We start from the raw sequence: 11,980 nt of genomic DNA on the forward strand, positions 1-11,980 counted from the left end.
GCATAAAATCATTTCTGTTTTTTAGCACTGAAAGTAGATTTATGGAAAATTTATTCACAATCAAACTCAAAAAAAATGAAAACTCAAAAACGGTTCAGCATTCTAAACTACCTGGTGGTTTTGTTTGCATTTGGTTTGCTGTTTTCCTGTGAGCAATTAGCTCCAGTGGAAGAGCCTGTAGCTGTATTGGAAGAATTTCAAGACCTCTCGGGGATATCACTTGAACCGGAAGATGATCCGATCAATGGTAGATTAGTATACTCTTCAGATTGTGAATCTGATTGCATAGAACCTGGAAGTGGAAATTACTTTGCCATAAGGGATTCTAAAAGCCAAAGTTCCGGAATCAACACAAAAAAGGTTTCCTATAAGGCTTATAATACCGAAAACAAGTTTGTAGTAAAGGTAAAATATGAGGTTACCTCAGGGCCGTCACAGGCAAAAGCCTCCATTGCGATCCAGATCAACGGAAAGAAAAAGGAGTTTAAGGCCGTCCCTTCAGGCTATACCGCCACCTTTTCCGTACCACTCGAAAAGGGATGGGAGAAATGTGATCAGGTTACTTTTTCCATTACACAAAAAGGACTTGGATCACCGATATCCTTCTCAGAAGATTACAATTTGATACCTGTTTGTGAGGATATTCATGAGGGCCTGATTCTTTGGAATAAATTGGGATCCATTGAAGAGGTATTGAACAGTGAGGTGGGTCCAGATCTTGCTTTTTTTGATGAAGACGATGGATTGAATATCTCAGCAAACAGAGCTTTTGTTCCCGGAAAAATTGGTAAAGGGATAACTATTGCACCTGGAGATTACTTCATAGAGGCTCGAATTCATAATTTGGTTTTGAATAATTTGAATTCGGTGCTAAATCCTGATAGGGGCACTATTTCTGTCTGGTTCTACCAAAAAGAAACTCCTGTTGGCTATGAACATAATCCCTACAGAATTTTTGATGGTCCTTATGGATTAGAGGCTGGGATAGGATTATCAAGTTTTGATGATAGTAATGAAGGCAAAACCAATGTGTTATTATTTGAACTTGGAAAAGAGGAGTCTTATGTTTCAATCAAATATGATGATTTCAATAAATTCAACGGTCAATGGGTGCATATAGCGGCAGTTTGGGATAGAGAAGGGATTTCTGGCTCAAATGAAACCATGCAACTATTCATCAATGGAACAAAAGTTGCGTCAACGACCAAAAATAATTGGAATTCCAGCTTTGGCGAAAGGGCTGATATTGCAGGAGCAAATGATTTTCCTGAAGGAAAATTCATTTTAGATGAAATTAAGATTTATAATGTAGCCAAAACCAATTTCTAAAAGTTTTCCATTTCGATCCCGAAGAAGCACTTCTTCGGGATTTTACTTTGTAATTTTTTACTCATATTATCAATTTAAAGATTTTGTGAACAGAGCCGAATTAACCAGTGTGAAATAACGGATATAATGTCATTTAATAAATTGGATATCAATAATTTAATGATAAAAATCACCATTTAGATTGCATAAAATCATTCCTGATTTTTTTTCCCCAAAGTATCTTTATAGAAAATTTATTCACAATCAAACCCAAGAAAAATGGAAACTCAAAAACGGTTCAGCATCCTAAACTACCTGGTGGTTTTGTTTGCATTTGGTCTGCTGTTTTCCTGTGAGCAATTAGCTCCTGTGGAAGAGCCTGTAGCTGTATTGGAAGAATTTCAAGACCTCTCCGGGTTAGCACTTGAACCGGAAGATGATCCAATCAATGGTAGGTTAGTATACACTTCAGATTGTGAATCTGATTGCATAGAACCTGAAAGTGGAAATTACTTTGCCATAAAAGATTCTAAAAGCCAAAGTTCCGGAATCAACACAAAAAAGGTTTCCTATAAGGCTTATAATACCGAAAACAAGTTTGTAGTAAAGGTAAAATATGAGGTTACCTCAGGGCCGTCACAGGCAAAAGCCTCCATTGCGATCCAGATCAACGGAAAGAAAAAGGAGTTTAAGGCCGTCCCTTCAGGCTATACCGCCACCTTTTCCGTACCACTCGAAAAGGGATGGGAGAAATGTGATCAGGTTACTTTTTCCATTACACAAAAAGGACTTGGATCACCGATATCCTTCTCAGAAGATTACAATTTGATACCTGTTTGTATGGATGAAGATACCTTCACCGATCCACGTGATGGGCAGGTTTACAAAATTGTCAGGATCGGAAATCAGGTATGGTTTGCTGAGAATTTAAAGTATGCTTCAGGCGACTGTTATGATAACCAACCTGAAAATTGTGAGAAGTATGGATATCTCTATGGTATTTTTAATGCTCCTGAGTGCCCGAATGGTTGGCATGTCCCAAACAATTCCGAATGGGAGGAATTGATAGATTTTTTAGGAGGAAGCGAAGTTGCAGGGGGTAAAATGAAATCAATTTCTGGATGGAACGAGCCGAATATTGGAGCAACTAACGAAAGCGGCTTTACTGCCCTTCCGGGCGGAGATTTAATTTGGACTGTGTGTTGCGGTAGTCCAATATCTAATGGTTTAGGCGAATATGGTAAATGGTGGAGTAAAGATAATTATCATGTTTCTATAAGTAATAGTGGAAGTAACACAAGTTTTTATCGTTGGTTTGATGACGAAGGCGAGACACAATATGCTTTTTCTTGTCGCTGTCTTAAAGACTAGGAGTTTCACAAAAAAGAAAAAGAAACAATGATGAAGTGAATTAAGATTTAGGCCTATAACAAAAGTCCCGCCTTTTTGGGTCGGGACTTCTTATTTATAAATGTGGTACGTAATAATAAAAAGTAATGAAAATTATAAAATATTGATTTTAAACTATTAGTGATAAAAATCACCCTTACTGAACGTAGACTTCCTTTACGCTTTTTTTCTGGAATGGTAATTCCGATTCCGCTCCGGAAATTTTCCCATTAGAAGGTTAACCATTACTTTTTTTAGACACCCACTCCAGGTTAAGTCATTGTACTTTCACCTCATAAAAAAACTAAAATATAAAGTCCAACTTTTCGCAACAGAAAATATCATCTAGGCGCCAGAAGACCTTTGATTTCTAATAAAATTCCGATATTGATAAAAAATCAAAACCCTGAATCATGATTAGATTGACTATTAATGGAAAGGAATTTGAAGTAGATGCGACAGCTGACATACCACTTCTTTGGGTGATCCGCGAACAGTGCGGATTGACCGGTACAAAGTTTGGATGCGGAATCGCTCAATGTGGTGCCTGTACGGTTCATATGGATGGCCAACCTGTTCGCTCTTGCGTCACACCGGCAGTTTCGGCAGAAGGGAAAAACATCACTACCATTGAAGGGATTGCTCCTGATAAAAACACCCTACATGTCGTGCAGCAAGCGTGGATAGAAGAACAGACACCCCAATGCGGCTATTGCCAATCCGGACAAATCATGTCAGCGGTAGCCCTATTGAATGAAAATCCCTCTCCAAGCGATGAGGAAATCGACGCAGCCATGTCTGGAAACATCTGCCGCTGCGGCATGTATGGACGCATAAAGTCTGCCATTAAGCGTGCTTCAGCAACTCTTCAATCTTCCTCCCCCCTTTAAAAAATATAGCTATGAAAAAATGGACTAGACGCGCATTTATAGGAGCTGGAGTATTGGCAGGAGGGACCTTGGTGATTGGGATAGCCATCCGACCGGGAAACCGTTCCTCAAAAGTAGCCGGATTGATAGCTTCGGAAGGAGAAACGGTCATGAATATTTGGCTCAAAATCGCTCTGGATAATACGGTCACGGCAATCATTCCACATGCCGAAATGGGGCAGGGCGTGCATACCGCCTTGTCGATGATGCTCGCTGATGAAATGGAAGCTGATTGGTCTAAAGTAAAGTTTCAGGAAGCTCCCGCTGATAAAGAATATGCGAATTTCACCTTATTGAAAGGTTTTGTTGCAGGCAATGCAACTTTCCCAAAGTTTATAGAGGAAACGATCGATGGGGTTTTCCTAACTGCCGTCAAATCCCTGAATTTCCAGATTACAGGCGGAAGTGCTTCGGTGAGATTTACGGGTCAGCAAGCAATGCGAATAGCAGGCGCTGCAGCCAAATCCATGCTAATGGAGGCCGCTGCAGATACCTGGAAAGTGCCGGTGGAGGAGCTTATCGCCAAAAACAGCATCATAAGTCATCCGAGCAGCAACCGTAGTGCCACTTTTGCAGAGCTCGCGCCTGCAGCAGCCAAGGTCAATATACCCACCCAACCAAAACTAAAATCTCCCGGAGAGTTTACCCTCATGGGTACTTCCCAGCCAAGATTCGATATACCGGCCAAGGTGACAGGTGAAGCTCAGTTTGGAATGGATGTGCAGGTACCCGGAATGAAATATGCCACGATCAAGGCAGCCCCGGTTTTTGGAAGTAAAGTAAAATCTGTGGATACCACAGTTTCCTCAAGCCAACGGGGAGTAAAAAAGATTTTTAACTTGGGAGATGCAGTGGCTGTCATCGCTGATGGTTATTGGCAGGCAAAAACTACATTAGATGCACTTCCCATAGAATTTGAAGCCACAGAAAATAGTGGTCTGAATCAGGAAGAAATCATGGATCGGTATCGCAAGGCCATGGATACTGATTTGGCTGAAGGAAATCTGGATACACATTTTAAAGACGGAGACGCAACAACCGCATTGGAACAGGCAGCTATCCTTGTCGAGGCAGAATACCAACTTCCGTTTTTGGCCCACGCCACCATGGAACCCATGAACTGCACTGCATGGGTGCACGATGGGAAATGTGAGCTCTGGTGTGGAAGCCAAAACCCCCTTGGAGTAAGGGCGGCAGCTGCAGAACTCCTTGAAATAGATACCGATCAGGTGACAGTCCACAACCAACTCTTGGGCGGAGGATTTGGAAGACGCTCAGAGACAGATGTGATGAAGCAGGCGATCCTGATCGCCAAGGAAGTGAACTACCCGGTCAAATTAATCTGGTCCAGAGAAGAAGATACACAGCACGATGTCTATCGGGAGGCGACCATCAGTAGGATGAAGGCGGGCTTGGATCAATCGGGACTTCCCACTGCTTACGCGCATCAGTTTATCTTCAAGCATCATCCTCCGGAGGCGGCAGATATTCCATATTCGATTCCCAATCAGTTGATTCAGTATTCCAGCCCTGCCTCCCATGTGCCTTGGGGAAACTGGCGAAGCGTGGACCATTCGACGCATGGTTTTTTGACAGAATCTTTCATTGATGAAATGGCCCATGCTGCAAAGCAGGATCCTTTTGCCTTTAGGAAAAAATTGATCAAGGATCAGCCAAGGTTTCAGCGTGTGTTAGACTTGGTTTACGAGAAGTCCAATTGGGGAACACCCCTTCCTGCCAATTGGGGCAGAGGCATCGCCATTGCCCAATCTTTTGGATCCATTGTGGCTGAGGTAGCAGAAGTGGAAGTCGGAATTGACGGAAATGTGAAAGTGCACCGCGTGGTCTGTGCAGTTGATCCGGGTTTTGCCATTCACCCGAATGGATTCATTGCCCAAATGGAAAGTGGAATAATCTACGGATTGGCCGCTGCCATGACCGGAGAAATTACCATCGAAAACGGTGCAGTGGCACAAAGTAACTTCCATAATTATCCCGTCACCCGAATGAATGAGGCTCCAAAGATTGAAACCCATATCATCAATTCCGGAAATCCTCCAGGAGGAGGGGGAGAACCAAGCACCCCGGTCATCGCGCCGGCTGTGACCAATGCCATCTTTGATGCTACAGGAATCCGGATTCGACAACTTCCGATTTCAAAAAACGATTTGAAAGCTTCGATCCGTCCGACGACTTGATTCAATCTCTTTGCATCAATAGGGTCAGTTTATTTTATAAAACCAAAAAATTAATAGCATGGGACTATTTTGGAATCTTATCCAACAAAGCCAAATCTCTGACCAAAAAGGCAGGGCCGAAACTTTAGAAGCGAGGGTCGCTTACTTAGAATATGAACTTCAAAAGACAAAATCTCTTTTGATCAACACCTTAAAAATTCTCGAGGAGCAAAGTGGAAAAGACATTGATGGAGATGGAAAGCTGGGATGAGGATTTACGGTATATTTTCAAGCCAATAGAATAATCATATGCTGTACCTAAAGGCACAGAAATGCATATCATCAATATGTTTCTACCGATATAAAGTCCCTAAAGGGACTAAACAAAAGAGGAAAGCAGATTTAAATACCATTCTCATTTGATTTTCAATTCAAGGGTATAACGATAATAAAATGGTTGGATTGATTTGATATAGACCCGGTCCCTTTAGGGACAAAATATTGGTAGATAAATTAAGCGATTAGCAAATGATCCCAGTCCCTTTAGGGACTGAATATGGGTAGCCTTTTAGGGACAAAATATGGGTAGAAAAAATAGAAATATGAAAAAAACCGTGCCTTTAGGCCTGCCCGTTTGGAAGATGATCTGGTAGAATTGTCCCTTTAGGGACTTGATATGGGTAGAAAAAATAGAAATATGAAAAAACCGTTGCTTTAGGCCTGCCCGATTGGTAGATGATCTGGTAGAATTGTCCCTTTAGGGACTTGATATGGGTAGAACAAACAATTAATGAAACCCTCTCCGTGCCTTTAGGTACGGGATAAAATATTTAAGATGGCAAATACCTATACACAAATTCATATTCAGGCTGTATTTGCAGTTCAAAATCGAATTTCTCTAATCCAAAGCAGTTGGAAAGATGAGCTCTATAAATACATCACCGGATTGGTGCAAAATTATGATCATAAGGTCTTGCAGATCAACGGGATGCCGGATCATGTTCATTTACTGATTGGCCTTAGGCCTACACAGGCATTGGCAGATTTGATGCAAATGGTAAAGGAAGATTCATCCAAATGGATTAATACAAAGGGTTTTGTTAAAGGAAAGTTTTCTTGGCAATCCGGTTATGGAGCTTTCTCTTATTCAAAAAATCAGGTACCAAGGGTAATGAAGTATATTCAGGAACAGGAAATACATCATTCAAAAAGATCTTTTCTTGAAGAATACGAGGAGCTTTTGAAGATTCATGAAATTGAATATGATCCACGGTATATTTTCAAGCCAATTGAATAAATAGATCCTGTACCTAAAGGCACAGATGAGCAAATTTAATTTAACGTTTCTACCCATAGCAGGTCCCTAAAGGGACTGAAAAACGACAGATGTTCAGGATATCAGTTACTCGCAATATAACTTGGAATAGAATAATTGGATCAATATATCGGTCCCTTTAGGAACAAAATATGGATAGATAAATTAAACGATTAGCAAATGATCCCTATCCCTTTAGGGACTGAATATGGGTAGCCCCTTTAGGGACAAAATATGGGTAGAAAAAAAGAAATATAAAAAAACCGTGCCTTTAGGCCTGCCCGTTTTGAAGATGATCTTGGAGAATTGTCCCTTTAGGGACTTGATATGGGTAGAACAAACAATTAACCAATCCCCTCCGTGCCTTTAGGTACGGGATATAATCATCAAGTAAGAAATTTCAATACCCTATAGGCCAATAAAACAATGCTAAAATTCTTCCGAAAAATCCGCCAAAAACTTCTCTCCCAAAATCGGTTCACCCGATATCTCGTTTATGCCATCGGCGAAACTTTCCTTGTTGTCATCGGGACTTTGATTGCGTTGGAGATCAATACACGGAATGAAGGGCGGAAGAGCCTCTTTCATTTCAATTTTCCCAAAAAAATCACCATCTGGATAGTTGTGTTGATTTCCTTCTTTGGATGTGATACCCCAAATAACGAATCCATTGACCTTTCAGAACTCACCATCTCTGAAATCCACGCGGCATATCAAAGTGGGAAATTTAATATCCAAGAATTGGTACAGGCATATTTGGATAGGATAGGAGGGATGGACAAGGAAATCAACTCCATCAGCATGGTCAATCCCAATGCTATGGAAATGGCGAAAGCCTTGGATGAGGAATTCCAAAAAACCAAAACACTGCGTCCTCTTCACGGCATTCCCATCATCGTCAAAGACAACATCAATACCAAAGGCTTGCCTACCACGGCAGGTTCCCTGGCCTTGAAGGATTTTTATCCGGAAGAAGATGCCTTTATCATCAAAAAACTGATTGCTGCCGGAGCGATTGTCATCGCCAAATCCAATATGGCCGAATGGGCTTTCAGTCCCATGCATTCGGAAAGCTCCACAGTGGGAATTACCAGAAATCCCTATAATCTGGATTATGTTCCGGCAGGTTCAAGTGGCGGTACAGCGGCCTCCATTGCTTCCAATTTTGGGACTATTGGCTTGGGAACAGATACCGGCAATTCTATCAGGGGACCTTCCTCCCACAATGCATTGGTTGGTTTCCGTACAACCTTGGGATTGGTCAGCAGGGAAGGAATAGTGCCGCTCTACCTCAGAAATGACGTGGTGGGTCCCATGTGCAGAACAGTGGAAGATGCAGTGAAGGTGTTGGAAGTGATTGCCGGATACGATCCAAAAGACTCCTTAACGCTTTATTCGGAAGGAAAAATCCCTTCCAATTACATCCAATATTTAGACAAGGATGGGCTGAAAGGCGCAAGAATAGGGGTATTAAGAAACCTGGTTGACGATAATCCTGATGATGAAGTTTATGCCCTTTTTAAAAAGTCCTTATCAGATATGGAGGCTTTGGGTGCTGAGATCATTCAAGATGTGGAAATTGCAGATTTTGACCAACTCAGTCAGGATCAATGGTGTCCCACATTTCGCATAGACGTGGAGAATTTTCTCAAAACTTATGTAAAGAGAGATACGCTCCAATCCTTGGAAGATATCATGCGAATAGGTTCCAAGTCATCCTATACGAAAGACCTGATGGAGCGCTTGTCCACCAATACCCTCCGTCGCGAAAATTCGGCCATCCTTTGTGGGGATGCTTTTTCAGATATCAGAAGAATTGCATTTAGGGAGGCCATCGAGAAGAAAATGGATGAACTGCAATTGGATGCTTTGGTATATCCATCCTGGAATAACAAACCTGCCAGGATAGCCTTTTTTGAAGAAGAATATAAAGGGGATAACAGTCAGATTATCTCTCCGCACACCGGGCAACCAGCCTTCACTGTTCCCATGGGATTTACGGCTGAAAATCTACCGGCAGGAATACAGTTTTTGGGAAGGATGTTTGATGAAGGAGTATTGATCAAATTAAGCTATTCCTATGAACAGGCAACCAAACACCGCAAAAGTCCCAATTAATTCCACGGCTAATCCTAAGCCAATGGAAAAATGACTTTACCGTACGAAAACCTTTATTTGACTACTTCATTACCTATTTTTAATTACCTGCTGTAGGCAATTTAACCGGGGGCATTCCCAAAACCGGGTTTTTTGACATAAAGCCAAAAGGCATTAGAGTAATCGATACCGTATGTTGATTCATAATTGGCCATTCTTCAGGCCGCACGATGTGATTGACTCCTGCTACATACCATACGACCACATCGGTATTATCAATATTCCTGTTTTGCTGTGTCCATTTGGGCAATCCTTCATTTTTCTGGTTACTGACCGGAAAATCCCCCGTAGGATACATTTCATCTGACTTATAGGGAGTTGTCCAAAAATGATGGTAAAGTGCCCCGGCACGGTTGTAAAGTGAAGAACCAACTTCCGCCAAAGGCACAACACCGGGACTTGGCATGAGCATGTAGGAAGACATGTGGTTGAATTTATTCTTTACATGATGGTTCATGACCATCCACATCCTGCTGCTCGCAGCGTTTGCCATCCGTTTGGCCTCAAGCTCATTCTTAAACATATCCCTTTTCCCAATAATCGAATTTCCATAGGGATTGTCGGGCCCCTTAGGAACCGCAACCATGTTCATTTCCCCCACGGAATTGTGCTGTCCATCAATATCCAGATCTAGCCTGAATATGAAAAAGTGTTGGTGGTTGTTGGCTTCCACATGCGGCTCGACTATTGTTCCAAAATAATGTCCCTGATAGGATTCATCAGCACTTCCGGGATCATCTGTGACCCGCTCCACGACACGTATATGCGCAATACCATTGAGTTCGGTAACGATGACCACCGTACCGTCTTCTTTGAAAGTCCATTTAAATCCATAATCATAATTCCCTGCAGTGATGTAATACTTGATAGCGAGATCAGTCGCGCGCCGGGCATGGTTTTGATGCCTCCAAAGCACTCCCCCATATTCTTCAAAAACAGCTAGGGCACTATCTGAAAGAATGGGTGTAGCAAAATCATTATGCAATACAGCAGGTAGATAGGTGGCGTTTTCTGGGGCATCCGCACCATAAGTGAGTGGCCTTGCTTTGGTCTGAAACAACCTGAATTCTCCCACATCAAAATAATTGTTTGAGGCATTTAACAAATCCGGAGAACCATAATTCACGATCATTTCAGCAAGTCCGCCACGATACATGATGTAGCGCCACTTCTTTTGCTCTTGGTCAAAGTAGTGCAGATCATGGATCACCAAACCTTCCCTACTATGAATGCTGAATCTGAATTTCCAAAGGGGAGAAATGACCTGATTCCCTTCAATTCGGTAATTGACACCTTCCGGCTGGGTAATCAGCACTTGTTTAGGAGCGGTCATGTCAATTTTGATGGAATCTCCCTCGAAATAGCCCACTTTTACAGGGTCCGACCAACCCCCGCCGCTATCCACTACCTTCAGGACTTTTCTGTCGGTGACATCCACAAAGGCGTAAATTCCTCCAATCGGCATCCTGCTGAACTGCTTATTTATGTAAACGGGAGAAACAATCAGTTCCCGATTCCCAATCGGTGCCAAACCAAGATCAGCTGCAAAATTTCCAAAACTGGCTTTTACCGAATCGGGATTTACCCCCCTTTTGATAAGGGCAGCGTTCCATTCTGAATTATTTTTTACAATCTCGGAAGCGACAGAATCTGCCTTAAAAGCACCTGTAGGTTGTTTTCCTTCTATCTTTTCGAAGGAAAGTAACTTTTGTTGCTTTAAGTCAATAACAGCTTTTCCCAAGGCATTTGCAGGATAATCATATACATAAGCAAATGCTTCACGCCTGAAATCATCTCCGGGTTTATAGGCCAACACTTCACTTTTTGGCGGCTCTAGTAAGTTGATGATACTGTATAAACTACTGCTGTCATTTCTGACCTTATTTTCTTTCAATAATACTTGTTTGACAATCTTAATCTCATTGGTGTCAAGAGGGTCCAAGGGATGCCTAAATTGCGTGACGGTGGACTGAGAAAATAAATTCCCACTGATAAGGAGGAAAAGGCAACACAGATAAATGGAGGATTTCTTTCTCATTTGATGGATGTTATCGATTGGATTGGTTTGGTCTAATAAAAGTTAAATTAGTGACTTTATTTTAATAAATTCAAAATGGAGAAATAAAATTTGTTGAATTAGAAAAATATCTATTATATATTTTTAATTTCAATATGTGTTGGGAAACTTTTTGATATCGTTCGGACAATAAAAGCATGCCTTCGTCCCAGGATGAAAAGGAAAAAGAATTTTTTTCCCGAAATTATAGAGATGAATTGATTCACTATTTTTTAATCAGGCAATTTTTAAAACATACTAAACATGAAAAGAAGAAAATTCATCATTCATGGTGCAGTTGGCTTAGCAGCCCTTTCCATCCCGGTATCATGTCAAAATTATAAAAGTGGGGAATTTGATAAGGTTTTAGCCCAACCTACATCACTTTTGAAGATTTGGGATTATGAAACAATCGCCAAGATTGGTAACCAATATCTTTTGAGCAATCAAGAGGAAAAAAAGGAACGCACACTGGTCAAATTATTAGAGCAAATTGATGTAAAAGAGGGATCACTTGCTCAGGGTTTGGAGCAAAAAGTCATCAATGATTTTGAAAATGGAAGTATGGTAATGGTTGATGGCTGGATTTTGTCTATCACCGAAGCCCGGCAATGTGCCTTATTTTCTGTAAGTCAACTTAATTGAAATG

General features: G+C 41.5%; 9 protein-coding genes. 8 read left to right on the forward strand and 1 reads right to left on the reverse strand.

All coding sequences use genetic code 11. The features are described from left to right. The first annotated feature begins 75 nt into the window (after positions 1 to 75). The 7 genes from MMU05_RS17440 (at position 76) to MMU05_RS17470 (ending at position 9,236) form a co-directional block, all read left to right on the forward strand. Positions 76 to 1,329 carry a LamG domain-containing protein gene (locus MMU05_RS17440; protein ID WP_241142960.1) on the forward strand — a complete coding sequence of 418 codons (1,254 nt, stop codon included), beginning with the start codon at positions 76 to 78 and terminating at the stop codon, positions 1,327 to 1,329. A gap of 258 nt (positions 1,330 to 1,587) precedes the next feature. Beyond that, positions 1,588 to 2,679: an FISUMP domain-containing protein gene (locus tag MMU05_RS17445; RefSeq protein WP_241142961.1), complete on the forward strand. Its 1,092-nt coding sequence runs from the start codon at positions 1,588 to 1,590 to the stop codon at positions 2,677 to 2,679. A 431-nt stretch (positions 2,680 to 3,110) separates the two neighbouring features. Beyond that, the gene (locus MMU05_RS17450; RefSeq protein ID WP_241142962.1) at positions 3,111 to 3,587 is read left to right on the forward strand and encodes a (2Fe-2S)-binding protein; all 477 of its coding nucleotides are present in this window, start codon (positions 3,111 to 3,113) and stop codon (positions 3,585 to 3,587) included. 11 nt (positions 3,588 to 3,598) lie between these two features. Next, positions 3,599 to 5,824 carry a xanthine dehydrogenase family protein molybdopterin-binding subunit gene (locus MMU05_RS17455; protein ID WP_241142963.1) on the forward strand — a complete coding sequence of 742 codons (2,226 nt, stop codon included), beginning with the start codon at positions 3,599 to 3,601 and terminating at the stop codon, positions 5,822 to 5,824. Positions 5,825 to 5,882: 58 nt separating this feature from the next. After that, positions 5,883 to 6,074, forward strand: coding sequence for a hypothetical protein (locus MMU05_RS17460; protein ID WP_241142964.1), 192 nt, complete (start codon positions 5,883 to 5,885; stop codon positions 6,072 to 6,074). A gap of 564 nt (positions 6,075 to 6,638) precedes the next feature. Continuing rightward, positions 6,639 to 7,100, forward strand: a complete 462-nt coding sequence (gene tnpA / locus MMU05_RS17465) for an IS200/IS605 family transposase (RefSeq protein WP_241142965.1) — start codon at positions 6,639 to 6,641, stop codon at positions 7,098 to 7,100. 444 nt (positions 7,101 to 7,544) lie between these two features. After that, positions 7,545 to 9,236, forward strand: a complete 1,692-nt coding sequence (locus tag MMU05_RS17470) for an amidase (RefSeq protein ID WP_241142966.1) — start codon at positions 7,545 to 7,547, stop codon at positions 9,234 to 9,236. Between the two features lie 79 nt (positions 9,237 to 9,315). On the opposite strand, the gene MMU05_RS17475 is transcribed toward MMU05_RS17470, so the two are convergent. Further along, positions 9,316 to 11,313, reverse strand: a complete 1,998-nt coding sequence (locus MMU05_RS17475; protein WP_241142967.1) for a copper amine oxidase — start codon at positions 11,311 to 11,313, stop codon at positions 9,316 to 9,318. A 282-nt stretch (positions 11,314 to 11,595) separates the two neighbouring features. On the opposite strand from MMU05_RS17475, the gene MMU05_RS17480 reads away from it, so the two are divergent. Next, positions 11,596 to 11,976 carry a hypothetical protein gene (locus MMU05_RS17480; protein ID WP_241142968.1) on the forward strand — a complete coding sequence of 127 codons (381 nt, stop codon included), beginning with the start codon at positions 11,596 to 11,598 and terminating at the stop codon, positions 11,974 to 11,976. Positions 11,977 to 11,980: the final 4 nt, after the last annotated feature.

The organism is Cognataquiflexum rubidum (assembly GCF_022538115.1).
Classification (GTDB): Bacteria; Bacteroidota; Bacteroidia; order Cytophagales; family Cyclobacteriaceae; genus Cognataquiflexum; species Cognataquiflexum rubidum.

What these genes read in the sequence shown, in the direction of transcription:
- MMU05_RS17470 (WP_241142966.1), top strand. Translation starts at nt 7,545, where the DNA reads ATGCTAAAATTCTTCCGAAAAATCCGCCAAAAACTTCTCTCCCAAAAT.
- MMU05_RS17440 (WP_241142960.1), top strand. Translation starts at nt 76, where the DNA reads ATGAAAACTCAAAAACGGTTCAGCATTCTAAACTACCTGGTGGTTTTG.
- MMU05_RS17445 (WP_241142961.1), top strand. Translation starts at nt 1,588, where the DNA reads ATGGAAACTCAAAAACGGTTCAGCATCCTAAACTACCTGGTGGTTTTG.
- MMU05_RS17480 (WP_241142968.1), top strand. Translation starts at nt 11,596, where the DNA reads ATGAAAAGAAGAAAATTCATCATTCATGGTGCAGTTGGCTTAGCAGCC.
- MMU05_RS17460 (WP_241142964.1), top strand. Translation starts at nt 5,883, where the DNA reads ATGGGACTATTTTGGAATCTTATCCAACAAAGCCAAATCTCTGACCAA.
- MMU05_RS17455 (WP_241142963.1), top strand. Translation starts at nt 3,599, where the DNA reads ATGAAAAAATGGACTAGACGCGCATTTATAGGAGCTGGAGTATTGGCA.
- MMU05_RS17450 (WP_241142962.1), top strand. Translation starts at nt 3,111, where the DNA reads ATGATTAGATTGACTATTAATGGAAAGGAATTTGAAGTAGATGCGACA.
- tnpA (WP_241142965.1), top strand. Translation starts at nt 6,639, where the DNA reads ATGGCAAATACCTATACACAAATTCATATTCAGGCTGTATTTGCAGTT.
- MMU05_RS17475 (WP_241142967.1), bottom strand. Translation starts at nt 11,313, where the DNA reads ATGAGAAAGAAATCCTCCATTTATCTGTGTTGCCTTTTCCTCCTTATC.